The sequence below is a fragment of the Streptomyces sp. NPDC046887 genome (assembly GCF_040644755.1).
Lineage (GTDB): Bacteria > Actinomycetota > Actinomycetes > Streptomycetales > Streptomycetaceae > Streptomyces > Streptomyces lichenis.
In genome coordinates this window covers 14,376-39,552 of sequence record NZ_JBEYXH010000009.1, presented here as the reverse complement: position 1 = coordinate 39,552, position 25,177 = coordinate 14,376, and the positions used below count along the sequence as shown (strand labels likewise).

The window sequence follows — 25,177 nt, the reverse complement described above, 5'->3', positions numbered from 1 at the left end:
GGGCCCCTGCCGTTCCCGCGCCGCCCCGCTGCCGAGATCCCTAAGGCGTCCGATGACCGACAAGCCCTCCGCCGATCCCGCCGACCCCGCCGTTCGAGCCGCCTCCTCCGCCGATCCGGCCGCCTCCGCCGAGGCCGCCGTCCCGGACGGCCCCGCCCCCGGCGGCCCCGCCCCCGGCGGCCCCGTCCCCGACGTCACCGTGGTGGTCGGCGCCTACCAGGCGATGCCGTACCTGGTGAAGTGCCTGGAGTCCGTGGAGGCGCAGACCCTCGGCGCCGACCGGATCGAGATCGTCGCCGTGGACGACGGCTCCACCGACGGCACCGGGGAGTACCTGGAGGAGTTCGCCGCCCGCTCCGCGGTCGCCACCCGGGTGGTGCGGCAGGCCAACTCCGGTGGCCCCGGCGGCCCCCGCAACAAGGGCCTCTCGCTGGCCCGTGGCCGGTTCGTCTTCTTCCTGGACGCCGACGACTACTTCGGCGAGGAGGCGCTGGAGCGGATGGTCGCCATGGCCGACCGGGCCGGCACCGACGTGGTGCTCGGCAAGGTCGTCGGCGTCAACCGCGGCGCCCCCAAGTCCATGTGGAAGAAGACCGTCGAGCACGCCGACGTCTACGCCTCCAACGTCATGTACACGCTCAGCGCGCAGAAGCTGTTCCGCCGCGAACTGCTGGTGCGGCACGGCATGCGCTTCGACACCTCCATGCGCACCGGCGAGGACGCCCTGTTCACGCTGGAGGCCTATCTGCGGGGCAGCGGCGTCTCGGTCGTCGCCGACTACACCTGCTACCACCTGGTCGGCCGGGACGACGGCGTCCACCTCACCAAGAGCGGCAGCCATGCCATCCGCTTCGAGTCGGCCCGCCGGCTGATGGAGCTGATCGCCGAACTCGTACCGCCCGGCGACCGCCGCGACCAGCTGATGGTCCGCCCGTTCACCATCACCCTGCTGCCCCAGTTCGGGCCGGTGGTGCTCAACCAGTCCCGCGAGGTGCTGGCCGGGAAGTTCGAGCTGGCCGCTCCGCTGACGGCCGCCCACTTCACCCCGGGCCTGGCCCGCCGGCTCAAGCCGCAAGACCGGCTCCGGCTCACCTGCGTGGCCCTCGGCAAGCAGGACGCCCTGCTGGAGATCGTCGGCTACCTCAAGGCCGGCACCAGCCCGGAGACGGTACGCGGACTGCGCGGCGAGTACCTCGCCTACCCCCGCTTCCGGGACCGCGCCACCGGTATCCCGGACTCGGCGTACCAGCTCACGGGCCGGCCCGGGACGCTCCGGACCGCCCTCGGCCGCGCCCGGCGGCCGGCCCGCACGGTGGTCCGCCGCGCCCGCCGGCTCGCCGGCCGCACCCTGCGGTGGTTCGGGCTGCGCCGCTGACGGCTGACATCTGCCGGCGGCCGGCGGCAGACGGCCGGGACCGGCGCGGTGGCGCCCCGGCACCGGTGCCGCCGGCGGTCGTCCCATCGGCTGGAACGGAGGAGCGGCGGCCCTCCGCCCTGGCATAGGTTTCCCCTGTGAACAAGGCTGTGACAGAGGCAAGGCAGCAGGTGGCGGAAGCCCGCAGGATCGTCGTCAAGGTGGGCTCCTCCTCCCTGACCACCGCCTCCGGCGGACTGGACGCCGACCGGGTGGACGCCCTGGTGGACGTGCTCGCGACCGTACGCGCCGGCGGCGACAAGGAGATCGTGCTGGTCTCCTCGGGCGCCATCGCCGCCGGACTCGCCCCGCTGGGCCTGGCCCGCCGCCCCAAGGACCTGGCCCGGCAGCAGGCGGCCGCCAGCGTCGGCCAAGGCCTGCTGGTCGCCCGCTACACCGCCTCCTTCGCCCGCTACGGCGTCCGCGTCGGCCAGGTGCTGCTCACCACCGACGACACCAGCCGCCGCGCCCACTACCGCAACGCCTACCGCACCCTCGACCAGCTGCTCACCATGGGCGCCCTGCCGGTGGTCAACGAGAACGACACCGTCGCCACCGACGAGATCCGCTTCGGCGACAACGACCGGCTCGCCGCGCTCGTGGCCCATCTGGTCCGCGCCGACCTGCTGGTCCTCCTCTCCGACGTGGACGGGCTCTACGACGGCGACCCGGCCAAGCCCGGCACCGCCAGGATCGCCGAAGTGCGCGGCCCCGCCGACCTGGCCGGCGTCGAGATCGGCTCGGCCGGCAAGGCGGGCGTCGGCACCGGCGGGATGGTCACCAAGGTGGAGGCCGCCCGGATCGCCGCCGCCGCCGGCATCCCGGTCGTCCTGACCGCCGCCAGCCGGGCCGCCGACGCCCTGGCCGGCCGCGACACCGGCACCTGGTTCCACCGCACCGGCCGCCGCTCCGCCGACCGGCTGCTCTGGCTGGCGCACGCCTCCACCCCGCGGGGCGCGCTGGTCCTCGACGACGGGGCGGTACGGGCCGTCACCGAGCGGCGCACCTCGCTGCTCCCGGCGGGCATCGCCGCCGTCGAGGGCGAGTTCTCGGCGGGCGACCCCGTCGAACTGCGGGACACCGCCGGCCGGCCGGTCGCCCGCGGCCTGGTCTCCTTCGACGCCAAGGAGATCCCGCAACTCCTCGGCCGCTCCACCCGCGAACTGGCCCGCGCCCTCGGCCCCGCCTACGAACGCGAGGTCGTACACAGGGACGACCTGGTCGTCCTTCAGCCGTCAAACGGCTGAAACACCGGCCTTCGCACCGGCACCTTCGGAAAAACCGCCCCGCGTCCCGCGCGGGGCTGGTCAACTTTGTCTCGGGTGACGACGGTGGCGAGGCCTCGCCGAAGGCTGTCCGAATGGCGGGCCAACCCGGTCGACCGCGTATTCGTCTACCGGTACGACACAGCACAGTGGAGAGCAGGTCCCGGAAGCCGGGAGCACGCAGAGAGCAACCCTCTGCCCATCGCCAACCGCCCGTTTTTCGACATCAACGCCTGAACTGGAGGCCGCCGGTGAGACGAGCGCGCCCAGGGGGCCCGCCCCGGGGGACGACCGAACGCGCCCTGACGAGTGTCCCGGCCGGGGCCGGCACCGAGCGGTCCGCCCTCGGCGGGGAGCCGCCGGACCAGGCGGCGGCCGGGCGGCCGGACGGCGGGCACGGCCGGCCCGCGCCCGAGCGCCCGGTCTCCAAGCTCTGGCATGTCACCCTCAGCGTCTCCGGGCCCGAGGTCCCGCTGCGGGACGTCAGACGGGCGCTGGAGCAGCTCGCCCACGACCACCCCTTCCTGCTGACCAGCCGCTACGCCGGGGACCACGCCGAGATCCGGTACTGGGAGGAGGCACGGGACCTGCACGACGCGGCGGCGGTCGCGCTGCGGCTGTGGGGCGAGCACCGCCAGACCTCCCAGCTGCCGCCCTGGAAGATCGTCGGCCTGGAGGTCATCGACCGGGAGACCTACCACCAGCGGGTCGCCGAGGGCTACGGCCCCCCACCGGCCGCCCCGGTCGGCGTCCACCCGTACTGACCGGCGCCGAGGCTCCGCCAGGGAGGCCTCACCTCGCAGGGCCTCCGCGCCTCCGGGCCCGGGCGGGCCCGGAGGACTGGCGGCCGCGGCCGGGTGGGCCCCATGCGCTGCCGTGGCTCGGACGCCCCGGGACCCGGCCGGATGTTCGGTGAGCGGGCCTGAACGATCGGCACCGCACGCCCCTGGCGACAGGCGGGCCGGACGGTCAGTGACCGAGGCCGGGTGACCGGTGGTGCGCGGCCCGGAAGCCTCTGGCGGCCACGGCCGGAGGCCCGGCGCGCGGGACCGAACGACCGGCGGCCGCGGCCCGGACACCTCCGCGCCCCGGTGCCGGCCCCGCCGTCCCGTGCGCCGCCGCCCCGTCCACGTACCGGCCTCCCCGTCTCGCGGAGCGGGACGCCCCGCCGGGCCAGGCCCGGCACCGCATTACCCTGCGAGCATGAGCTCGCACTCCGTCTCCGCGTCCACCCCGGCTCCCTCCGCCACCGAGGTCTCCCCGGCCTCCCCGGCCGCGCCCGCCGACGGCGCCGCGCCGCTGTCGGCGGTGCTTCAGGCCGCCGGCCGGGCCCGGGTGGCCGCCGACGAGATCGCGCCACTTCCGCGTGCGGCCAAGGACGCCGCCCTGCTCGCCGTGGCGGACGCCCTGGAGGCCCGGGCCGCCGAGATCGTGGCGGCCAACGCCGAGGACACCGACCGGGCCAGGGCGGCCGGTACCAGTGAGACGGTCATCGACCGGCTGACCCTCACCCCGGAGCGGATCCAGGCCATCGCCGCCGACGTCCGCCATGTCGCCGCGCTGCCCGACCCGGTCGGCGAGGTGGTCCGCGGCTCCACCCTCCCCAACGGCATCGACCTCCGCCAGATCCGCGTCCCGCTCGGTGTCGTCGGCATCATCTACGAGGCCCGCCCCAATGTGACCGTGGACGCCGCCGCGCTCTGCCTGAAGTCCGGCAACGCGGTGCTGCTGCGCGGCTCCTCCTCCGCGTACGCCTCCAACTCCGCGCTGGTCGCCGTCCTGCGGGACGCCGTCGCGGGCGCGGGGCTGCCGGCCGACAGCGTCCAGCTGGTGCCCGGCGAGTCCCGCGACTCGGTACGCGAGCTGATGCGCGCCCGCGGTCTGGTCGACGTCCTCATCCCGCGCGGCGGCGCCTCGCTGATCCGCACGGTGGTCGAGGAGTCCACCGTCCCGGTCATCGAGACCGGCACCGGCAACTGCCATGTCTACGTGGACGCCGAGACCGACCTCGACATGGCGGTGGACATCCTGGTCAACTCCAAGGCCCAGCGCCCCAGCGTCTGCAACGCCGCCGAGACCCTGCTGGTCCACCGGGACGCCGCCGGTGCCTTCCTGCCCCGCGCCCTGGACGCGCTCGCCGAGGCCGGGGTCACCGTCCACGGCGACGAGCGGGTGCGGGGATACGCCGAAGCGTCCAAGGCCACCGTGCTCGCCGCCACCGAAGAGGACTGGGCCACCGAGTACCTCTCCTACGACATCGCCGCGGCCGTGGTGGACTCGCTGGACGACGCCGTCGCCCACATCCGCCGCTGGTCCTCCGGCCACACCGAGGCGATCGTCACCACCTCGCAGGCCGCCGCCCGCCGCTTCACCCGGTTGGTGGACTCCACCACGGTCGCCGTGAACGCCTCCACCCGGTTCACCGACGGCGGCCAGTTCGGCTTCGGCGCGGAGATCGGCATCTCCACCCAGAAGCTGCACGCCCGCGGCCCGATGGGCCTGCCCGAGCTGACCTCCACCAAGTACATCGTCACCGGCGACGGCCACACCCGGTAGGCACAGGAGCGCGGGCCCGAGGGCCGGATCACGGTCCGGCTTCGCCGTCCGGCTGCCGCGAACCACCTTCCAGGTCTACTCTGAACGAGTGCCGGACGACGTGGGGGGCAAGCCGTTCCCGGACGGTTGGGAGCCCGACGACGACCGCGGAGGCGCTGACCAGGACTTCGCCTCCGTGGTGTTCGACGAGGACTTCGTACGGGCCGCCGCCTTCCACGAGCCCAGCGCCGTGGAGCGGCTGCTCGCCGCCGCCGAGGCCCGGGCCGAGGCCGAGGCCCGCCGGTTCCGCCACGGCGGCGCCGACGACGGGCCGGGGTACGGCTACGGCGGCCATCCGGACGGCGACGCGTACGGGGAGTACGAGGACGAGTGCGGGGACGGGCCGTACGGGGCCCACGGCGGCGCCCTGCGCCCGTACCGGCCCAGCTCCCGCTGGCACCGCCCGGTGGCCTGGATCCTGGCCGTGGTGATGGGCGTCGGGATGGTCGCGCTCGCCTTCAGCGCCGTGTACCGGGGCACCTCCTCCGGGCGCGGCGAACAGGTCCCCGCGCCCACCCGCAGCGGAGTGGACGGAGCCGCCCCCGGCGCCCCCGCCGTGCTCGCCCCACGCGGCGAACCGACCCTGACCAGCGGCCCCGGCACACCCTGACCCTCCCCGCAACTCGCCTTCGGGTAGGGCGTTTACCGGAGTGCGCCGCGACCTACCCTGAAAGTATGACCGGGCGCGGCGAGCCGCCCGAGGGGACACCCGAAGGGGCCCCCGGCGGCGGCGACGAGGAGTACCGTTCCGTCGTCTTCGACGAGACGTTCATCCGCGCTGCCCGCCTCCAGGAGTCCTCCGCCAAGGAACGGCTGACCCAGCACGCGGCCGCCGTGCGCACCCGCCCGCTGCCACCGGGGCGCGGCGCGGGCGGACGGAGCGCGCTGCTGCTGGTGCTGGTCGTCGCGATGGCCTTCGCCTCCGTCCTCTATCTGGGGGTGCGGACCACCACCCCCGCCCCGGGAGAGCGCGCCGCCGAGCCGCTCCGCACCACCGTGGTGGCGCTGGCCCCGCAGTCCGCGGTGCCCGGCGGCCGCCCCGCCGAGCTGTTCGCCCGCAGCCCCGCCGCCCCGTACCCGAGCGGGGCCGCGGGGGTCGCGGTGCCCCCCTCCGAGGGCACCGCCCACTTCTCCGGGAACCAGGTCACGGCCGCGCTCGCCATCGCCAAGGACTACCTGGTCCGGTCCTCGCTCGACCCGGATGTGCTGTCCGGCCGGGACACCCGCCCGGTGCGGCTGCTGCTCGACCCCGGGCTGCACGACCAGTTCGACCACAGCATGGACAACCCCGCCGACGACGGGCGGCACGCCGCCACCGGCTGGCTGGTCCGCTTCGACCCGGACGAGACGGCACTCGCCGACGCGCCCGTGCGGGTGCGCGGCACCCTGCGCGCCTCCGAGGCCGCCCCCGGTGTCCTGGAGGTCGCCTCGGACCACACCTTCGTCTACGCGGTCCGGCCCGCCGGGGCGGGGGCGGCCCGGGCGGACGCCTCGCTGTTCACCGTCCGCCGCGAGCTGACCTTCCGCTTCGACCGGGACGATCTGCGGATGCACCGCGCCGAGCTGCTGAACGCCCGGGTGCTGGCCGGCCCGCAGGCCTGCGGCACCGACACGGCGGCAGCCCTGCACCCCGTACCGGCCGGACGGAGCACCCCGCCGGCACCGCCCGTGGCGACGGACCCGTACGCGCCCGGTGCCGCCGCCACCGCCCTCTGCGGCGCCCTCGCCCCCAGCGCCCAGCCCTCCGTAAAGCCGTAGGCCTCCGTAAAGCCGCAGGCCTCCGTAAAGCCGCAGCCCTCCGTAAAGCCGTAGGCCGTACCGCCGCCGGTCAGGCCGTACCGTCGCCCTCCCGGCCCTCCTTCCCGCCGCTGCCGCTGCCGCCGCCGTTCGCGGGGCCGCTCCCGCTGCCGTTGCCGCTTCCGCCGCCGTTGCCGGTGAAGCGGTCGCGCAGTCGGCCGCCGAGGTCGCCGGCGCCGCCCGCCAGGTCCCCGACCAGCTTCATCAGCGGGTCCTTGCTGGTGCGCACCGTGTCCGCGTAGTGCGAGGCGGACTCGCGGAACGAGTCGGTGACCGAGGTGTCCTTGTCCTCGGTGCGGCGCGGGTAGTGCCCGTCCATGATCCGCTGGTAGTCCCGGCTCTCCGCCCACTTCTTCAGCTCGGCCGCCCGGACCGTGGTGAAGGGGTGCGAACGGGGCAGCACATTGAGGATCTTCAGCACCGAGTCCCGCAGGTCGCCGCCCGACTCGTACTCCTCCGCCTGCGCCAGGAACGCGTCCACGTTCATCTCGTGCAGATGGTTGCCGCCGGCGATCTTCATCAGCCCGCGCATCGACGCCCGCAGGTCCTGGCCCACCAGCAGCCCGGCCCGGTCGGCGGAGAGCTCCGACTTGCGGAACCACTCCCGCAGCGCGGTCACGATGGCCATGATCGCCACATTGCCCAGTGGTATCCACGCCACCTTGACCGCGAGACCGGTCAGGAAGAGCAGCACCGTGCGGTAGACCGAGTGGCCGGACAGCGCGTGGCCCACCTCGTGGCCGACGACCGCGCGCATCTCCTCCTCGTCCAGCAGCTCCACCAGCCCGGTGGTGACCACGATGATCGGCTCGTCCAGGCCGATGCACATGGCGTTGGGCTTCGGGTCCTGGGTCACATACATCGCCGGGACCTTCTCCAGGTCCAGGATGTAGCAGGCGTCCCGCAGCATCGTGTGCAGATGCGCGAACTGCTCGTCGCCCACCCGCACCGAGTCGGAGAGGAACAGCAGCCGCAGACTGCGCTCCGGCAGCAGCCCGCTCAGGGCCTTGAAGACGGTGTCGAAGCCGCTCAGCTTGCGCAGCGCGACCAGGGCGGAGCGGTCCGCCGGGTGCTCATAGGCCCGGGACGATATCTCCGGGAAACGCCTGCGCTGCCTGCCCGGCACACGCTCATGGCTGCTGTCGGTCATGCCCTGCCCCCATCGTTCGTACGCGACTCGTCGGTGCCCACCCCCACCCGCGCCCACGGCGCCGGTGCGGCCGGACGGTCTCGTCCCCCTGCCGGACCCCAGCGTAGGTGCTGCGGCTACGGTGTGAACGGGCCTGTGGACAAGCCGCCCACGGGCCTGTGGACAACCCGGAAAGGGATGCCCCGCGCACCCGAGGAGCCCCCCATGCACCAGACCGCCGCCGCCCTGCTCGCCGCCGCCTCCGGACAGCAGGGGCCGGGCAACACCCTCCGGATCGTCCTGGTCGTCTCGATCGTCGGAGCGGTGCTGCTCGCCTGGTTCCTGCTGCGCGGATACCGGGGCGCGGGGAGTGACAACGAGGACAACGACTGAGTCGGCGTGAGCGTGCCCGGACCGCCCGCATACGATGTGCGCGACGTCTCAGCCACACCCACCGAGTCACAGCCCGGCGTCACCACCCGAGTCGCGCCCCGACGGAATAGGTCCTGCCGAAGATGAGCCTCCCCACCTCCGCCACCGGTCTCGTCACGCTCGCCGCCGAGCACACCGAGCACAACCCGAGCCTCAACCCGTACCTGACCGGTATCGGCGCCCTGGTCGCCCTGGTCGTGCTGCTGTGGATCACCACCCGGTTCAACCGCGACCGCTGAGCCGCCGGCCACCGAGTCGCCGACCGCCGGGCCGCCGGCCGCCGAGCCGACGTCGGCGGCGACCGTGAGGGCGACCGCCGGGACCGGCCGCGCCGCCGTGCCGTTAGGCTCTGCACGCATGGGAGACCTGGAAGTGCCCGCCAGTCCCGGCAAGCGCCGACTGGGCGTGATGGGCGGAACGTTCGACCCGATCCACCACGGACACCTGGTGGCCGCCAGTGAGGTGGCCGCCCTGTTCCATCTGGACGAGGTCGTCTTCGTGCCGACCGGGCAGCCGTGGCAGAAGAGCCACCGCACCGTCTCCCCGGCCGAGGACCGCTATCTGATGACGGTCATCGCCACCGCGTCCAACCCGCAGTTCTCGGTCAGCCGGATCGACATCGACCGGGGCGGGCCGACGTACACCGTGGACACCCTGCGGGACCTGAGCGACCTCAACGCGGACACCGACCTGTTCTTCATCACCGGCGCCGACGCCCTCTCCCAGATCATGCCGGGCTGGCGGGACGCCGAGGAGCTGTTCTCGCTCGCCCACTTCATCGGGGTGACCCGGCCCGGCCACGACCTGTCGGATGACGGCCTGCCCGAGGGCGGCGTCTCCCTGGTCGAGGTGCCCGCGCTGGCGATCTCCTCGTCCGACTGCCGCGCGCGCGTCGGGCGGGGCGACCCCGTCTGGTACCTGGTCCCGGACGGTGTGGTGCGCTACATCGACAAGCGCCAGTTGTACCGCGGCGAGTGAACCGCGGAGAGGGGCACCGGTGAACGACCAGCACAACCCGTACGGCGGACACGACCCGTACGACCCGGCGGGCCGGCCGCGGATCGTCGGCTACGACGCCTACGGGCAGCCGGTGTACGAGCAGCAGTACCAGGAGTACCAGGAGTATCAGCAGGACCAGACGGCTCAGCAGTACCAGCAGCACCAGCAGTCCCCGGAACAGCAGTGGCAGCAGGGGGCCTCCTACGACCCGTACGACCCCTATGCCGCGGGCCAGGCCTCGGAGCAGGGCTACGCCTACGGGGCGGCGGACCCCTCCGCGTACACCGGACCGCAGGGATACGGGCAGGGATACGGGCAGGGGTACGGCGAGCAGTACCCGCAGCCGTACGACGGCGGCGGCTACGGGCAGCAGGGCCCGACGGCCCCCGAGGCGGGTGCCGCCGGGTACACCGCCGCCACCGGTTCCTGGGCGCCCGCCGCGGCCCCGGCCGCCGAGCAGCCGCCCGTACCCGAGCCCCGTACCGCACCCGAGGCCGCGACCGGGACCGCGACCGGGACCGGTGATCCGGCCGAACGGGAGGCCACCGGGCGGCGGCTGCCCGGCCAGCGCCGAGCCGACGACGGCGAATCCGCGTCGGCGCCGGCCCCGGACGGCGAGGACTACCGCACCGAGCAGTTCTCCTTCGTCGAGGAGCCCGACGAGGACTCCCAGGACGTCATCGACTGGCTGAAGTTCACCGAGAGCCGCTCCGAGCGCCGTGAGGAGGCCAAGCGCCGCGGCCGCAACCGGGTCGTGGTGCTGGCCGTGGTGCTCGCCGTCGCCCTGGTCGGCGGCGTGGGCTGGCTCTGGGCGGCCGGCAAGCTCCCCTGGTCCGGCGGAGAGGCGGGCACCGGGACCGGCGCCGCCGCGAGCGGACCGCAGCAGCGCGATGTCATCGTGCTGCATCTGCACTCCACCGGCGGGGACGAGACCTCCACCGCGCTGCTGGTGAACAACGCCACCACCAAGCGCGGCACCACCGTGCTGCTGCCCAACTCGCTCTCCGTCGCCGACGAGGACGGCTCCACCACCACCCTCGCCAAGTCCGTCGCCGAGGACGGCGGCACCGGCACCCGGGAGGCCGTCGGCACCCTCCTGGGCACCCGGATCAGCGGCACCTGGCGGCTGGACACCCCCTATCTGGAGAACCTGGTCGAGATCCTCGGCGGCATCGAGGTGGACACCGACACCGAGGTGCCCGCCGCCACCGGCAAGAACGGCGCGCCGCGCGTCCCCAAGGGCGAGGGCCAGACCCTCAACGGCCGGATGGCCGTCGCCTACGCCACCCACCGCGCCGAGGGCGAGCCGGAGGCCAAGCAGCTCCAGCGGTTCGGCCAGGTCGTCCTCGGCACGCTGCGCAAGATCTCCGACGACCCCGGCTCCGCGACCCTCACCGTGCAGACCCTGGCCCAGGTGCTGGACCCCTCTCTGCCCGAGAAGGACCTCGGCGCCTCGCTGGCCCGGCTCGCCGAGCACGCCAAGGTCGGCGACCACGACACCGCGCTGCTGCCGGTGCGCGCCGACGGCACGCTGAGCGAGCAGTCCGCGCGGAGCGTGGTCAAGGACGTGCTGGGCGGCTCGGTCAGCGCCCCCGAGACGGGCGCCGCCGTCCGGGTCGCCGTGCGCAACGCCTCCGGGGACCCCGGCGCCGCCGAGGAGGCCCGGATCGTGCTGGTCAACGGCGGCTACACGGTGGTCAACGGCGGCAGCGAGGGCAGCGAGGCGACCAGCGAGGTGCGCTACGCCGAGCCGGCCGACAAGACGGTGGCCGAGGAGGTCGCCAAGACCCTCAAGCTGCCGGCCTCCGCGGTCACCAAGGACTCCGGCGGGGCCGGGTCGGGCGTGAGCGTGGTGCTGGGCGCCGACTACGGCGAGGGCACCGGGTAGCGGCCGGGGGGCGGGGGAGCGCTATCGGTTTGCCGGGCTGTCGGCGGTACGTGAGACCCTGGGGGAGTCCCGGACCGCCGACGAAAGCCAGCATGTGACCGCCACCGACCGCTCCATCGAGCTCGTGACCGCCGCCGCCCAGGCGGCTGCCGACCGGCTCGCGCACGACATCATCGCCTACGACGTCAGCGATGTGCTGTCCATCACCGACGCCTTCCTGCTCGCCTCCGCGCCCAACGACCGCCAGGTCAAGTCGATCGTGGACGAGATCGAGGAGCGCCTGAACAAGGACCTCGGCGCCAAGCCGGTCCGCCGCGAGGGCGACCGCGACGCCCGCTGGATCCTGCTCGACTACGTGGACATCGTGGTCCATGTCCAGCACAGCGAGGAGCGCGTCTTCTACGCCCTGGAGCGGCTGTGGAAGGACTGCCCCGAGCTGCCGCTGCCCGAGGACGCGGTCAAGACCCGCGGCAAGGCGGAGGAGCACGCCCGGCTCAGCGGCGCCGACGGTACGGACGGTGAGCTGAGCTGAACGGCAGCAAGGCGGGCCGGGGCCGGCGTATCGTCCTGTGGCGCCACGGCCAGACCGCGTGGAACCTGGAGCGCCGCTTCCAGGGCACCACGGACATCGAGCTGACCGAGGCCGGTCTCGGCCAGGCCCGCCGGGCCGCCCGGCTGCTCGCCGCCCTGAAGCCGGACGCGATCGTCGCCTCCGACCTGCGGCGGGCCGCCGCCACCGCCGCTGAGCTGGCCGCCGTGACCGGGCTGCCGGTCGCCCATGACGCCGCGCTGCGCGAGACCTACGCGGGCGAGTGGCAGGGGCTGACCCACGAGGAGATCGTGGCGCGGTACGGCGAGCAGTACGCCGCCTGGAAGCGCGGCGAGCCGGTGCGGCGGGGCGGCGGCGAGCTGGAGACCGAGGTCGCCGACCGGGCCGCCCCGGTGGTGCTGAGCCACGCCGACAAGCTGCCCGACGGCGGCATCCTGGTGGTGGTCAGCCACGGCGGCACCATCCGCACCACCATCGGCCGGCTGCTGGGCCTGGAGGCCCACCACTGGGAAGGCCTGGGCGGGCTCACCAACTGCTGCTGGTCGGTCCTCGGCGAGGGCGCCCGCGGCTGGCGGCTCCAGGAGCACAACGCGGGCACCCTCCCGGAGCCCGTCCTCGGCGACGACACCTGACCGGCCGGGCCGCCTTCACCAGGTCGGCAGCCCCGGCCACCGGATTTCCCTTTCCGGCAGGTCACCGGCTAGAGTTCTTCTTGTTCGCAGCGCGGAGCGCGAAGAACACGAGGGGCTATAGCTCAGTTGGTAGAGCGCCTGCATGGCATGCAGGAGGTCAGGAGTTCAATTCTCCTTAGCTCCACGTTCACGGAAATCCCGTCCCCGGTGGGGGCGGGATTCCGTCGTATACGGGCCGCTGCCCGGTCCGGGTCTCGTGTCCGTTGCCCTGCTCCCTGCCTCCTCTCCGCCTCCTCTCCGGCTTCCCTGCCTCGTCCCGCTGACCGCTGTGCGTGGCCATGGCAGAATCGGACGGCCGGAGGGGACGCCGGCGGGTACGCGTACGGGAGGGAGTTGCAGATGGCCGGCAGTGGTTCCGAAGAGGCTCCCGACCGTTCCGGCGCGGCGGACGCGGTGGACACGGCACGGGCGCGGACCGGACTCAGCTGCCCCTCGTGCGGTTCCGCCCACGTCGCCCAGGTACTCGGTGACAACGGCGGGGTGTCCTATGTGTGCACGTCCTGCGGCCACAGCTGGAGCTGATCGATGGGTGCACACAGGCGGAAATGCGACTGGTGCGGCAGCGGTACGCCGATCGTCCGCGACATGGAACCGGTCAACGCCCGCTACCAGTACTGGTGCGAGGAATGCGCGCGGGCGCTGATCATAAAAGGCGACCCCATCGAGACCTACCGGGAACTCGAAGGGGAGCCCATCTACGGGCGCCTGCTCGACGAGCACTGCACCCTCAAACGCTTCTACTCCTTCGCCAGAGCCTGATCGCCGGCCGCCGCCTGATCGCCGGCTTCGCGGGGTGAGTCGCCCGTCGCCTGGGCGGGCAGGTGTACGCGGTCGTCCGCCGCCGGGGCCGGTCCGGACGCCGTACGGCCCTCGTGACGCAGCCGCAGCGCGAACACCGCCAACAGGGCCAGCCCCACCAGGGTGTAGAGCCCGGACAGCAGCATCTGCCCCGGGTTCTGGTGGAGTTCGAGTCGCACCGGGGCCGGGGCGTGCGGCACCCACCACAGCGCGAACGACGCGAAGACCAGCCCCACCGCCGCCGTCCAGCCCGGCCGCACCCGCGACGCCAGCAGCACCAGGGCGGGCACACACCACACCCAGTGGTGCGACCAGGAGATCGGGGACACCAGCAGCGCCGTCACCCCGCACGCCACCACCGCCACCGGCCGGTCCCCGCGCAGCGCGGCGAGGACCGCCACCGCCAGGCCCGCCGCCCCCACCACGACCGCCGCCAGCAGCCACCACACCCCCGGGTCGGTGGTGTGCAGCAGCCGGGCGATCACCCCGTTCAGCGACTGGTTGGCGGTCTCCTCCTTGCGGCCCACCCGGCTGGTCTCGAAGATCATCCGCGTCCAGAACCGGCGCGAGTCATACGGCAGCACCACCGCCGACACCACCGTCACCACCAGGAACACCGCCGTCGCCGTCACCGCCTTGCGCAGCCACGGGTCCCCCCAAGCCCTGCCCGGCACCCCGCCCCGGCGCAGCCGCAGCACACCGACCACCAGCATCAGCACCACGAACAGCCCCGGTGTCAGCTTCACCGCGGTCGCCAGACCCGTGCCGAGCCCGGCCCAGCGGGCGCCCCAGTGGCCCTCGCGCCGGGTGAAGTCCCACAGCACCGCCACCGCGATCAGCAGATTGATCTGGCCGTAGCGCAGGGTGGTCCACACCGGCTCGCACCACACCAGCACCGCGGACGCCCACAGCGCCGCCGTCCACAGCGCCCGCGCCGGCGCCTCGGGCCGCACCAGGCGCAGCGACAGCCGCACCAGCGCCACCAGCAGCAGCAGGTTCCCGGCCGTCGCCAGGGTCCGCATCTCCGGCACCCCGAGCAGGGTCAGCGGGGTGAACAGCAGCGCGGCGAACGGCGGGTAGGTGGTCGGCAGGTTCGCCGAGGTGGCGCGCATCGCGTACAGGTCGCCGCCGGCGAGCACCGTCTCGCCCTCCGCCCGGTACACGGACAGGTCCAGCATCGTCACGTGGGCGGCGCGCTGCGCCAGCCAGAAGGCGGCGAGCGACAGCAGGCAGGCCGCCGCCGCGGCGGCGAAGGGCGCCCGGGCCAGTCGGGCCCGGAGGTTCACGGTCACGGTCACCCGGAGGACGCTACCGGGCGGCCGCTGGGGCCCGGCACCCGCCGTGGGCGGCCGTGCGGCCCCCGGCCCGTAACCGATTTGGCGAACCACCGGGGGGACCGTGTAATGTTCTCTCTGTCGCCGCGAGGGAAACCCCAAGGGAAACCAGCAGGGAAACCCCATCGGGAGGAAGCCCCGGAGGGCGGCGCACCGCAAGGGGCTATAGCTCAGTTGGTAGAGCGCCTGCATGGCATGCAGGAGGTCAGGAGTTCAATTCTCCTTAGCTCCACAGTATGTGGGAGGCGGGTCATCCGGTCGGATGGCCCGCCTCCCTTTCGTTTCCCTGGTTTCCCGGGGGGTTTCCCGGTGTTGCCCGCGCCGTTTCCCGCCCGGGCCGGGCCCGTCACCAGGGGCGACGGGCCCGGCCCGGGATCAGCGGCTACGGGTCAACCCTGGCCGCTGCCAAGGGCCTTGCGGGTCACCGGGGGCAGCGCCGGGCGGTCCGGCCGCTCCTGCGGGGCCGCCTCCAGCCGCAGCGCCAGCTCGGGGCAGCGGCGCACCGCCAGTTGCGCACGGTCCCGCAGATGCATCGGCACCGAGGCGTCGGCCAGCACCGGGTAGCCGTCCCGGCCCATCCGCACCAGCTCCGGCACGATGTCCGCGCACAGCCCGTGCCCCTTGCACAGCGTCCAGTCCACGGCCAGTTTCCGGCCGCTCGGAATGGACTCCACCACGTCCTGGTAGCCGGGTCCCGGCAGCGGCAGCACCCCGGTCGTCGGACGGCCGCAACCGCCGTGCAGCACATGCGCGGCCAGGTCGTCGGTGAACGCCGACAGGGTGGAGGCGAAGAACCGGGCCGAACCGTCCGGGTGCTTGCACACCCCCCGCCCCTTCACCGCCTGGGTCACCTCCCGCAACGCCTCCAGCGCCGCCGGGCCGCCTCCGTTGAGCACATCCGACAGCCCGCCGGCCGCCGCCGGAAGACCCAGCCGACAAGGGCCGCACTGCCCGGCGGTCTCCGCCGCCAGCCAGTTCGCCACCCGCTGCGCCTCACCCAGCGGACAGGTCTCCGGGCCGATCGGCAGGATCGCCCCCGCCCCCAGCGAACCGCCCACCGCCGCCAGCGACTCCCGGGAGATCACCGCGTTGTGCACGGCCGTCGAGTCGATCCAGTTGCCGTGGTAGCCACCGGTCAGCACGCCCTGCGGCTGCGCCGGGGCGCCGGCCAGCTGGAGCACGTACCGCAGCGGCACCCCGGTCGGCACCTCCACCACCATCGGCCGGGCCACCGCCCCGGAGATCGTCAGCATCACCGTGCCCGGCTCGCTGTCCAGCCCGCCGTGGGCGTACCGGGTCGGGCCGATCCGGGCGGCGACCGCGAGCTGCGCGTAGGTCTCGGCGTTCGACAGCAGGGTCGGCGCACCGCCCACCCCGGACTCCGCGGCCCGCTCCCGGCGGCCCGGAGGCAGCGCCGGTCCGCCGCCCGCCGCCCGGATCACGGCCGAGGCCTCACCGGAGACCATCCGCTCGGGGGTGCGCACCACCCGGGCCCGCAACCGCTGCCCGCGCCGGTCGGACAGCCCGCGCTCGGCGAGCGCGGCGCGGATGGAGACCTCGGTGGAATTGCGGGTCACCGCCACCACCAGGGTGCGCGCGCCCAGGGCCTCGGCGGCCAGCAGCGCGCCGTCCAGGATGAGGTGCGGGGCGCGGTTGAGCAGCACGGTGTCCTTGCGGCAGGCCGGTTCGCCCTCGCTGCCGTTGACCACCACGACCGGCCGCACCCCGCGCCGGATGGTCGACTTGGCCACCGCGCGCAGCTTCCGGCCGAACGGGAACCCCGCGCCGCCCCGCCCGCGCAGGGATATGTCGTCGGCGAGCTGCGCCAGCCGCTCCCCGGCGATCGGTTCGAGCGGTCCGTGCACCTTGAGGTGCATCGGCAGGTCCAGCCGCTCGACCAGGTCGAACCCCTGGGTCAGCTGCGGCAGGCCGACGACGCGGACCTCGGGGACGTCGGGGAGCGGGGCGTTCACGGGCGTTCTCCTGCGGGTGCGGTCCACGGCTCGCCGGCCGGTGGCTGCTGGAAGGTGCCCTGCGCGGGGTCGGCGAAGGGCGTGAAGGGGGTGAAAGGCGCCTGACCGGTCCCGGCACCGTTGTCGACATCGGTGTGGACATCGGTGTCGGGGCCGGTGTCGAAGCCGGGGCCGGTGGCGGGGTAGCCGCCGGGGGTGCCGCGGTCGCCGTAGCCGTAGGGGAAGGCGTAGGACGGGGGTGTGGTGGACGGCGGGGAGGGGGCGAAACCGCCGTTGAAGGGGTCGCCACCGCCGGAGGAGCCGAAGGGCGCGGAGGCCCCTGAGGAGCCGGAGGACTCCGACGAGCCGGAGGACCCGAAGGAGTCGAAGGGCGAGCGGGTTGGCTGCTGGGGGATGTACGAGGAGGGCGGCGCCGGGGACTGGGCGGGCGGCGGCGGGGAGGGGGTGGGCCAGTAGCCCGGTCGGGTCGCCGGCTCCTCGGTGACCACCGGCAGCTCCTCCGTCATCGGCACCCGCTCGGCGAACGGGATCTCCTGGGTGGCCGGGCCGCCGGACGCGGCAGCGGCCGTGCCCCCCGTGGTGCCGAGGGACACGGCCCGGTAGCCGGCCGATATGGAGGACGAACGCCGCTTCCGCGCTCTGCGGGGTGGATCGCCGGCCGCCCGCTCGGCCGTCCACTCGGGGGAGACGGGTGGCCGCTCGGCGCTCCACTCGGGGGAGGGGGAGGCGGGTGGACGGGAGGGTTCCGGGGGGTAGGGGGCGGGGCCGGCCCGGCCGGTGCCGGTCGCGGCGGCGGGGAGGTCCCCCGTACCCGGGAGCGGGGAGACCGAGGGGTCGCGGCGCCGGCGCGAGGGGGAGGCGTTCCGCTCGGCGCCGGGGCCGAGCAGGGCCAGCAGCCGCTCGGCGAGCTTGTTCTGCTGCGGGCGCGGCAGCAGCCGTATCGAGACGGCCCCCGCGACGCCGGTCAGGGCCAGGCAGTACATCGTGGTAACCCAGGTCGCGGCGGGGCGACCCGCGTAGAGTCCGTGCATCAGCGCGAAGCACCAGGCCGGATAGGCCAGCATGTGCAGCGGTCGCCAGCGGGCCGCGATCGGCCCGCGCCCGGCCAGCGCGCTGCGCGCCGCGCCGGTGGAGGCGGCGACCACCATCAGTAGCCCCGCGAGCGAGCCGAGGCCGATCAGCCCGGAAGTGCCGGTCAGCCCGAGGCTGAACGGGATCAGCGCGCCGATGAGCTCCACATGGCCCAGTGACACCTTCACGGTGGCGTGCAGCAGCAGGAAGCCCAGCGAGGCCACCGCGGTGGTGCGGTGGATGGCCTGGGCGAGCAGCCGGTGCCGTACGGAGAGCAGCAGCCGGTCGGTGGCGAGCAGGCCCCAGGCGACGGACGCGGTCAGCGAGACAAGGGAGAGGACGCCGGTGGTGAAGTCCAGCGCGGCCCGGAAGCGGTCGCTGCCGACGATCGCCAGCAGGGGTATGAGGAGCAGTACGGCCGCGGCCAGTCCGCCCTGTACCGGCTTGCTGAGGCCGGGTTTCCGCGTGGGCGAGGAGCGGGTCGTGCGATGAGGAGGGTTCATAGGGGGCGACTCCTGTGGTGCGGAAAAGAGGTCCCGTGGCCGCATGCTAAGTCGACGCATACCAACCGGTACGAGAATCGGGCGTTTATGTTTCGGTCCCTCGCCAACTGACTCTGGGGTTGCCCGGGATAGGGGCGATACGCGGAGTAACCCGGCACCCCCGGGCGGCCGTTCGGAGCCCGCCAGTGGTCTGGACCAGGCGGTACGCGGCGGCTCGGCGCCCCGGGGCGGGAGGGGGTGCGGGCGGGGGTGGGTGGGCGCGGCGCGGGGCGCGTACGAGGTGGTGCGCGCCGTCACGCAGGGCGTTCACGCGGGCGCGTCCGGTGGGCGGACCTCGCTGCGGGCCTTGCGGGCGCTGCGGTACCCTGGCGCCATGCGTGCCGTACGCCTTCTGCTTACCGAGCCGCGCTGACCAGTCCCGACGCGGGGCTCCCACCACCCGCGCGGAGTCGGCGCGGCGTCCCCTCCTGTGTGAGGGGATTTTTCGTTTCGCGCCCCGGCCATCCGCGCGTGGAGGACTCCGCGCCCGGACCGTGCCCGGACTTCCGCGCACAGGCCGGCCGGCGGTGGGCAGAGACGACCCCGATGGAGCTTAAAGGATCATGAGCGAGACGAATCCGGCCGCCGAGCAGGCGGCCCCGCATCGTTACACGGCGGCGATGGCCGCCGACATCGAGGCACGCTGGCAGGACTTCTGGGACGCGCACGGCACCTACGAGGCGCCCAACCCCACCGGTGACCTGGCCGGGGACCCGGCGGTCGCCGCCCGCCCCAAGAAGTTCATCATGGACATGTTCCCGTACCCGTCCGGGGCGGGGCTGCACGTGGGGCACCCGCTGGGCTATATCGCCACCGACGTCTACGCCCGCCACCAGCGGATGACCGGGCACAACGTCCTGCACACCCTGGGCTTCGACGCCTTCGGCCTGCCCGCCGAGCAGTACGCGGTGCAGACCGGCACGCACCCGCGGACCTCCACCGAGGCCAACATGGCCAATATGAAGATCCAGCTGCGCCGGCTGGGCCTGGGCCATGACAAGCGCCGCTCGTTCGCCACCATCGACCCGTCCTACTACCAGTGGACGCAGTGGATCTTCCTGAAGATCTTCGACTCCTGGTACGACGAGCAGGCCGCCAAGGCCCGCCCGATCGCCGAGCTGGTCGCCCAGTTCGAGAGCGGTGAGCGCCCGGTGCCCGGCGAGGGCCGGAGCTGGGCCGGGCTGACCGCCGCCGAGCGCGCCGACCTGCTGGGCGAGTACCGCCTGGCGTACGCCTCGGACGCCCCGGTCAACTGGTGCCCCGGGCTGGGCACCGTACTGGCCAACGAGGAGGTCACCGCCGAGGGCCGCTCCGAGCGCGGCAACTTCCCCGTCTTCAAGGCCAAGCTGCGCCAGTGGAACATGCGCATCACCGCCTACGCCGACCGGCTGCTGGACGACCTGGACGCGCTGGACTGGCCCGAGGCCATCAAGCTGCAGCAGCGCAACTGGATCGGCCGCTCCGAGGGCGCCCGGGTCGACTTCGCCGTCGGCGAGGACGACGCCATCACCGTCTTCACCACCCGTCAGGACACCCTGTTCGGCGCCACCTACATGGTGCTGGCGCCCGAGCACGAGCTGGTCGGGAAGATCGTCCCGGCCGCCTGGCCCGAGGGCACCCACCAGGTGTGGACCGGCGGCCACGCCACCCCCGCCGACGCCGTGGGCGCCTACCGCAAGCAGGCCGCTTCCAAGTCCGACGTGGAGCGCCAGGCCGAGGCCAAGGACAAGACCGGTGTCTTCACCGGCGCGTACGCGATCAACCCGGTCAGCGGCGAGCGCGTCCCCGTCTTCATCGCCGACTACGTGCTGATGGGCTACGGCACCGGGGCGATCATGGCCGTCCCGGCGCACGACAGCCGCGACTTCGCCTTCGCCCGCGCCTTCGAGCTGCCGATGCGCTGCGTGGTCCAGCCCACCGACGGCCGTTCCACCGACCCGGCCGAGTGGGACGACGCCTTCTCCTCGTACGACGCCGCGCTGGTCAACTCCGCGCACGGTGACATCACCCTGGACGGGCTGGGCGTGGTCGAGGCCAAGGCCCGGATCACGGACTGGCTGGCCGAACGCGGTATCGGCGAGGGCACCGTCAACTTCCGGCTGCGCGACTGGCTGTTCAGCCGCCAGCGCTACTGGGGCGAGCCCTTCCCGATCGTCTACGACGAGGACGGCATCGCCCACCCGCTGCCCGAGTCGATGCTGCCGCTGGAGCTGCCCGAGGTCGACGACTACTCGCCGCGCACCTTCGACCCGGACGACGCCGACACCCAGCCCGAGACCCCGCTGTCCCGCAACGAGGACTGGGTCAACGTCACCCTGGACCTGGGCGACGGCCCCAAGAAGTACCGCCGCGAGACCAACACCATGCCCAACTGGGCCGGTTCCTGCTGGTACGAGCTGCGCTACCTGGACCCGCACAACGACTCCGCGCTGGTCGACCCGGAGATCGAGCGCTACTGGATGGGCCCGCGCGAGGGGCAGCCGCACGGCGGCGTCGACCTGTACGTGGGCGGCGCCGAGCACGCCGTACTGCACCTGCTGTACGCCCGGTTCTGGTCCAAGGTGCTGTTCGACCTGGGGTACGTCTCCTCCGCCGAGCCGTTCCACAAGCTGTTCAACCAGGGCATGATCCAGGCCTTCGTCTACCGCGACGCACGCGGTATCGCGGTGCCCGCCGCCGAGGTCGAGGAGCGCGACGGCGCCTACTACTACCAGGGCGAGAAGGTCAGCCGTGTCCTGGGCAAGATGGGCAAGTCCCTGAAGAACGCGGTCACCCCGGACGAGATCTGCGCCGAGTACGGGGCCGACACGCTGCGGCTGTACGAGATGGCGATGGGCCCGCTGGACGTTTCCCGCCCCTGGGACACCCGCGCCGTGGTCGGCCAGTTCCGGCTGCTGCAGCGGCTGTGGCGCAACATCGTCGACGAGGCGACGGGGGAAACCACCGTGGTCGACGCCGAGCCCGACGAGGAAACCCTGCGCGCCCTGCACAAGGCGGTCGACGGCGTCTCCCAGGACATGGCCGCGATGCGCTTCAACACGGCGATCGCCAAGGTCACCGAGCTGAACAACCACCTGACCAAGGCGGGCGGCGCGCTGCCCCGCACCGTCGCCGAGCGGCTGGTGCTGCTGGTCGCCCCGCTGGCCCCGCACATCGCCGAGGAGCTGTGGCGCAAGCTGGGCCACACCGAGTCCGTCGTCCACCGGGACTTCCCGGTCGCCGACCCGGCGTATGTGGTGGACGAGACGGTGACCTGCGTGGTCCAGATCAAGGGCAAGGTCAAGGCCCGGCTGGAGGTGGCCCCGTCCATCACCGACGCCGAGCTGGAGGCCCTGGCCCTGGCGGACGAGGGCGTCGTCGCCGCGCTGGGCGGCGCCGGCATCCGGAAGGTCATCGTCCGGGCGCCGAAGCTGGTGAACATCGTCCCGGCGTGATCGGGTGCATGGCTGAGGGATGACCCCTACGGGCGGGTTGCGGGTTCCAGGGGAACCTGTGGCCCGCCCGTTCCGTTTACCGTGGAGAACGGCGGCGGCGACGCGCTCCCGGCACGGCTGGGCATCGCGTCCCCCACACCCGCCGCATCGACACCGAGGGCATCCACACCGAGGGGACCGGCATGGCAGAGGCGATCCTGATCCTGGCGCTGCTCTTCGTCGCCTTCGTCGCGCTGGGTGCCTATCTGAGCGTCAAGGCGGTCAAGGCCGCCAAGCGCGGTGTGGACCGCACCATCGACCAGGCCCGCCGCACCGTCGAGGACACCACCCTGCGCGCCCGCAGCTACGGCCAGGCCGGGGCGCCGGCCGAGCTGGCCCGGCTGCGGCTCGCCCTGCGCACCTCGATGCGCGCCACCCAGGACGCCCTGGAGGCGGGGGTGGCCGAGGACGCCTCGCTCAAGGAGTCACTGGCGCTGTTCGGTCGGCTCAGCGCGCACGGCAAGGAGCTGGACGCCGACCTCCGGCGGATGGAGCGCGACCCCGACCGGTCCCGGGTGGCCGCGCACCTGGACGAGGTCCGCCGGCGCACCGAGCAGGTCACGCACGCGGCCGACTCGCTGCGCTGGGCCGCCCGCGACCGGGCGCAGCGGTTCGCCGACGACGAGCTGGAGTCGCTGAGCGCCCAGATCGACATGGAGGCGGGCGCCCTGCGCCACTGGGCCGCCACCGACGAGCCCGGAAGCGGGACCGGAGCCACCGGCTCCGGCGCGGCGACGGGTGGTTCCGCCGCTGCCTCCGCCTGGCCGGAGGCCCCCACCGGACGGCAGAGCACCTCCTCCGAGCAGGTCTGGCCGGCCGACGAGGGCGCTCCCGCCGTCGGCGACTCCACCGGCCGCCCGGACGGCAGGGATCCGGCGGAGGGCCGGTCCGAGGAGGCCGGTCCGCAGGCGATCACCGCGCGCGACCCGCGGCTGCAGAGCTTCTCCTGGCAGAAGACGGCCCGTCCCGAGACGACCAACTGAGTCCGAGACGTGGGGCTGGCCGGGTAAGGGGTGGCCTGCCGCCCGGTGGTCGCCGCGGGGTAACCTCCCGGTCATGTCCCGCCATGTCGCGATCGTCACCGATTCCACGGCCTACCTGCCGCCTCAGACGATGGAGCGGCACGCTATCACCGCGGTCCCGCTGACCGTCGTCCTCGGCGACCAGGCCCTTGAGGAGGGCACCGAGATCTCGGCTCGCTCGCTCGCCCTCGCCCTGCAGAAGCGGCGCTCGGTGACCACCTCCCGGCCGAGCCCGGAGACCTTCGCCGCCGCCTACGCCCAGGCCGCCGAGCGGGGCGCCATCGGCATCGTGTCCCTGCATCTGTCCGCCGAGTTCTCCGGCACCTACGACGCGGCCGTGCTGGCCGCCCGCACCGCCGCGGTGCCGGTACGGGTGGTGGACACCGGAATGGTGGCGATGGCCCTGGGCTTCTGCGCCCTGGCGGCGGCCGAGGCCGCGGAGGCGGGCGCGGCCCTGGACGAGGTGGCGGCCGCCGCCGAGAAGCGCGCGGCCGGGACCTCCGCGTACTTCTACGTCGACACCCTGGAGTATCTGCGGCGCGGCGGGCGCATCGGCGCCGCCCAGGCGCTGCTGGGCTCCGCGCTCGCCGTGAAGCCGCTGCTGGAGCTGGAGGGCGGACGGATCGAGCTGCGGGAGAAGGTACGCACCGCGTCCAAGGCGATCGCCCGGCTGGAGGAGATCGCCGCCGAGCGTGCGGCGGCGGGCGGTGCCGTGGACATCGCGGTCCACCATCTCGCCGCCCCGGACCGGGCCGCCGCGCTGGCCGACCGGCTGCGGGCCCGGGTGCCCGGACTGGACGAGGTGCATGTCAGCGAGGTGGGGGCGGTGATCGGCGCACACACCGGCCCGGGACTGCTGGGCGTGGTCGTCTCCGCCCGCTGACCCCCTCCTTCACCCTTCGCTGTCACTCTCCGGAGTGGCCGAAGTATCCCCATTCCAGAGCCTATCCACAGATTCGCGACCGGCCACCCGCTGGCCCGCTCCGACGTCTACCGTCCTGAGCCATGACCGTACGAACACGTTCCGTGACAACCGGCTCCACCGTCCGCCGCCGCGCCACCAGCGGCCCCGGACGAGCCCCGGGCTCCGACGGCCGACTGCGGCGCGGACGCGGACGCGGACAGAGTGGTGGACGAGCCCGGACGACGGCGGAGGCCCTGCTGGCCGCACGGCGACGAGCGGACGGCCTCTTCGCCCCACCCGGCCCACGCCGCCACCCCCCGGACCCGGTTGTCGGGACTGACGCCACGGCACCGGAACCCGAGGTGCCCGGTCCGGCCGAAGGGGTCCTGGCGAGGCCGGAGCCGGGACCAGGGCCCGAGCGGGCGCCCGGCCGTGGAGAACGGTGGCGGTCGGCGGTACGGGACCGGTTACCGATGTGGGTGCAGACCCGCTGCGGTATGGAGCCGCGCACGCTCGCCGCGCTGGCCGTCGTCCTCGCGGTGGCGGCGGTGCTGGCGGGACGGCACTTCTGGTCGGGCCGCCCGGAGCCGGTGCGAGCCCCCGAGGTGGTGCACCACGCGGCCCCGTCCCGCCCGCCGGTCGCGGCCGGGGCGGCGGCGCCCACGGCCGGACCGCTGCCGGTGGTGGTCATCGACGTCGGCGGGGAGGTGCGCCACCCCGGGGTGCTGCGGCTGCCCGCCGGATCGCGGGTCGCCGACGCACTGCGGGCCGCCGGCGGGGTCACCCCCGGCACCGACGTCAGCGGGCTGAACCGGGCCCGGGTGCTGCTGGACGGCGAGCAGGTCGTGGTCGGCACGGCGGCGCAGGCGGCCGCCCCGATGGCCGGGCCGGTTCCGAGTGTGCCGGGGGCGGCCGGCACCGGTACGGGGGCGGCGCCGACCGGGCCGATCAGCCTCAGCACCGCCACCGTCGAGCAGTTGGACACCCTGCCCGGCGTCGGCCCGGTCCTCGCCCGGAAGATCGTTGACCATCGCACGCGGACCGGCGGCTTCCGCTCGGTGGAGCAGCTGCGTGAGGTGAGCGGCATCGGCGACCGCCGGTTCGCCGAACTCCAGTCGCTGGTGCGGCCATGACCAGGCCGGCTGCCGGTGGGCCTCCGGCCGTGGGCGAGGGCGAGACGGCGTCGGTGAGCCGGGCCGCGGCGGTCAGTGCGGCGGCGAGCGGGTCGGCTGGTCAGGGTCCGGGCGAGACAGCGTCGGTGAGCCGGGCCGCGGCGGCGAGCACGGCGGCGAGTGGGGC

At 74.0% G+C, this 25,177-nt stretch carries 22 protein-coding genes and 2 tRNA genes; 20 read left to right on the top strand and 4 right to left on the bottom strand.

From position 1 onward, the window contains the following. Positions 1-52 precede the first annotated feature (52 nt). From ABZ945_RS11745 to ABZ945_RS11720, 6 genes are all read left to right on the top strand, one after another. The gene (locus ABZ945_RS11745; protein ID WP_361267207.1) at positions 53-1,375 is read left to right on the top strand and encodes a glycosyltransferase family 2 protein; all 1,323 of its coding nucleotides are present in this window, start codon (positions 53-55) and stop codon (positions 1,373-1,375) included. 170 nt (positions 1,376-1,545) lie between these two features. Further along, entirely contained in the window at positions 1,546-2,661 is a 1,116-nt protein-coding gene (gene proB / locus ABZ945_RS11740; protein WP_361267454.1) for a glutamate 5-kinase, read from the top strand. 269 nt (positions 2,662-2,930) lie between these two features. Further along, positions 2,931-3,443: a hypothetical protein gene (locus tag ABZ945_RS11735; RefSeq protein ID WP_361267205.1), complete on the top strand. Its 513-nt coding sequence runs from the start codon at positions 2,931-2,933 to the stop codon at positions 3,441-3,443. Positions 3,444-3,882: 439 nt separating this feature from the next. Beyond that, entirely contained in the window at positions 3,883-5,235 is a 1,353-nt protein-coding gene (locus ABZ945_RS11730; protein ID WP_361267203.1) for a glutamate-5-semialdehyde dehydrogenase, read from the top strand. An 88-nt stretch (positions 5,236-5,323) separates the two neighbouring features. After that, positions 5,324-5,884, top strand: a complete 561-nt coding sequence (locus ABZ945_RS11725) for a hypothetical protein (protein ID WP_361267201.1) — start codon at positions 5,324-5,326, stop codon at positions 5,882-5,884. 65 nt (positions 5,885-5,949) lie between these two features. Beyond that, the gene (locus ABZ945_RS11720) at positions 5,950-7,032 is read left to right on the top strand and encodes a hypothetical protein (protein WP_361267199.1); all 1,083 of its coding nucleotides are present in this window, start codon (positions 5,950-5,952) and stop codon (positions 7,030-7,032) included. Between the two features lie 70 nt (positions 7,033-7,102). Here the strand turns inward: ABZ945_RS11720 and ABZ945_RS11715 are convergent, their stop codons facing one another. Continuing rightward, positions 7,103-8,221 (bottom strand): M48 family metallopeptidase, encoded by a 1,119-nt coding sequence (locus ABZ945_RS11715; protein ID WP_361267197.1) that lies wholly within the window; start codon positions 8,219-8,221, stop codon positions 7,103-7,105. 204 nt (positions 8,222-8,425) lie between these two features. Here ABZ945_RS11715 and ABZ945_RS11710 point away from each other — a divergent pair, with 204 nt between their 5' ends. From ABZ945_RS11710 to ABZ945_RS11670, 9 genes are all read left to right on the top strand, one after another. Then, complete coding sequence (locus tag ABZ945_RS11710; protein WP_361267195.1) at positions 8,426-8,593, top strand: hypothetical protein; 168 nt, start codon at positions 8,426-8,428, stop codon at positions 8,591-8,593. Positions 8,594-8,715: 122 nt separating this feature from the next. Further along, positions 8,716-8,871, top strand: a complete 156-nt coding sequence (locus tag ABZ945_RS11705) for a hypothetical protein (protein ID WP_361267193.1) — start codon at positions 8,716-8,718, stop codon at positions 8,869-8,871. 118 nt (positions 8,872-8,989) lie between these two features. Continuing rightward, positions 8,990-9,610, top strand: a complete 621-nt coding sequence (gene nadD / locus ABZ945_RS11700; RefSeq protein WP_361267191.1) for a nicotinate-nucleotide adenylyltransferase — start codon at positions 8,990-8,992, stop codon at positions 9,608-9,610. 19 nt (positions 9,611-9,629) lie between these two features. Then, positions 9,630-11,519, top strand: coding sequence for an LCP family protein (locus ABZ945_RS11695; protein WP_361267189.1), 1,890 nt, complete (start codon positions 9,630-9,632; stop codon positions 11,517-11,519). Between the two features lie 94 nt (positions 11,520-11,613). Next, a complete protein-coding gene (gene rsfS / locus ABZ945_RS11690) occupies positions 11,614-12,051 on the top strand; it encodes a ribosome silencing factor (RefSeq protein WP_248632097.1) in 438 nt (145 codons plus the stop codon). Continuing rightward, positions 12,048-12,701 carry a histidine phosphatase family protein gene (locus ABZ945_RS11685; RefSeq protein WP_361267452.1) on the top strand — a complete coding sequence of 218 codons (654 nt, stop codon included), beginning with the start codon at positions 12,048-12,050 and terminating at the stop codon, positions 12,699-12,701. Before rsfS ends, ABZ945_RS11685 begins: the two co-directional genes overlap by 4 nt. 111 nt (positions 12,702-12,812) lie before the next feature. Continuing rightward, positions 12,813-12,885, top strand: a tRNA-Ala gene (locus tag ABZ945_RS11680). A gap of 215 nt (positions 12,886-13,100) precedes the next feature. Further along, the gene (locus tag ABZ945_RS11675; protein WP_361267186.1) at positions 13,101-13,283 is read left to right on the top strand and encodes a hypothetical protein; all 183 of its coding nucleotides are present in this window, start codon (positions 13,101-13,103) and stop codon (positions 13,281-13,283) included. Positions 13,284-13,286: 3 nt separating this feature from the next. Then, positions 13,287-13,520 carry a hypothetical protein gene (locus tag ABZ945_RS11670; protein ID WP_248632099.1) on the top strand — a complete coding sequence of 78 codons (234 nt, stop codon included), beginning with the start codon at positions 13,287-13,289 and terminating at the stop codon, positions 13,518-13,520. On the opposite strand, the gene ABZ945_RS11665 is transcribed toward ABZ945_RS11670, so the two are convergent. After that, positions 13,499-14,857, bottom strand: coding sequence for a glycosyltransferase 87 family protein (locus ABZ945_RS11665; RefSeq protein WP_361267184.1), 1,359 nt, complete (start codon positions 14,855-14,857; stop codon positions 13,499-13,501). The two genes, ABZ945_RS11670 and ABZ945_RS11665, sit on opposite strands and share 22 nt — an antisense overlap. A 195-nt stretch (positions 14,858-15,052) precedes the next feature. Here ABZ945_RS11665 and ABZ945_RS11660 point away from each other — a divergent pair. After that, positions 15,053-15,125: transfer RNA gene (locus ABZ945_RS11660), tRNA-Ala, on the top strand. A 157-nt stretch (positions 15,126-15,282) separates the two neighbouring features. Here ABZ945_RS11660 and ABZ945_RS11655 read toward each other — a convergent pair. Next, the gene (locus ABZ945_RS11655; protein WP_361267182.1) at positions 15,283-16,866 is read right to left on the bottom strand and encodes an NADH-ubiquinone oxidoreductase-F iron-sulfur binding region domain-containing protein; all 1,584 of its coding nucleotides are present in this window, start codon (positions 16,864-16,866) and stop codon (positions 15,283-15,285) included. After that, the gene (locus ABZ945_RS11650) at positions 16,863-18,440 is read right to left on the bottom strand and encodes a ferric reductase-like transmembrane domain-containing protein (protein WP_361267180.1); all 1,578 of its coding nucleotides are present in this window, start codon (positions 18,438-18,440) and stop codon (positions 16,863-16,865) included. Before ABZ945_RS11650 ends, ABZ945_RS11655 begins: the two co-directional genes overlap by 4 nt. A 602-nt stretch (positions 18,441-19,042) precedes the next feature. Between ABZ945_RS11650 and leuS the strand changes: the two genes are divergently transcribed. The 4 genes from leuS to ABZ945_RS11630 all read left to right on the top strand — a co-directional run bounded on the left by leuS (position 19,043) and on the right by ABZ945_RS11630 (position 25,011). After that, a complete protein-coding gene (gene leuS / locus ABZ945_RS11645; protein WP_361267178.1) occupies positions 19,043-21,913 on the top strand; it encodes a leucine--tRNA ligase in 2,871 nt (956 codons plus the stop codon). A gap of 182 nt (positions 21,914-22,095) precedes the next feature. Further along, positions 22,096-22,935 carry a hypothetical protein gene (locus ABZ945_RS11640; protein WP_361267176.1) on the top strand — a complete coding sequence of 280 codons (840 nt, stop codon included), beginning with the start codon at positions 22,096-22,098 and terminating at the stop codon, positions 22,933-22,935. Positions 22,936-23,008: 73 nt separating this feature from the next. Continuing rightward, positions 23,009-23,857: a DegV family protein gene (locus tag ABZ945_RS11635; RefSeq protein ID WP_361267174.1), complete on the top strand. Its 849-nt coding sequence runs from the start codon at positions 23,009-23,011 to the stop codon at positions 23,855-23,857. A 494-nt stretch (positions 23,858-24,351) separates the two neighbouring features. Continuing rightward, positions 24,352-25,011 carry a ComEA family DNA-binding protein gene (locus tag ABZ945_RS11630; RefSeq protein ID WP_361267172.1) on the top strand — a complete coding sequence of 220 codons (660 nt, stop codon included), beginning with the start codon at positions 24,352-24,354 and terminating at the stop codon, positions 25,009-25,011. The last annotated feature ends 166 nt before the right edge of the window (positions 25,012-25,177 follow it).